The sequence below is a fragment of the Vallitalea sediminicola genome (assembly GCF_054408565.1).
This window is the reverse complement of record NZ_BTPT01000228.1, coordinates 1-332: the sequence shown is the minus strand read 5'-3', so window position 1 is coordinate 332 and position 332 is coordinate 1. Positions and strand designations below refer to the sequence as shown.

Genomic DNA, 332 nt, shown 5'->3' with positions numbered 1-332 from the left:
CATGAGATGTTACGTGCTGTTATTAAAGAGATTAATGGAGTACCTTATCAATATATTATAGATAATCTAGAAATGGGAATTCAATATAGAGACTTAAAAAACAAAAAAACAACAGAACAGGATAAAATTATAGATGAATATATGTATGAAGAAAGCGTATTTGTCTATGATCTAGAACAAGGACCACTATTAAGAGTTAGTTTGCTAGAGACTCAACTAGATGAGCAGATATTTATATTTAATTTTCATCATATTATAGCGGATGGTTGGTCTATACAACTATTCATGAAAGAATTCATTGAAGTATATTATTCTCTGGAAAAAGGAAAAGA

General features: G+C 28.3%; 1 protein-coding gene. It reads left to right on the top strand.

Annotated features, from left to right (window positions below):
- The coding region (locus tag ACX6CF_RS26520) for a condensation domain-containing protein (RefSeq protein WP_458788384.1) at nucleotides 1–332 on the top strand (332 nt) is incomplete at both ends.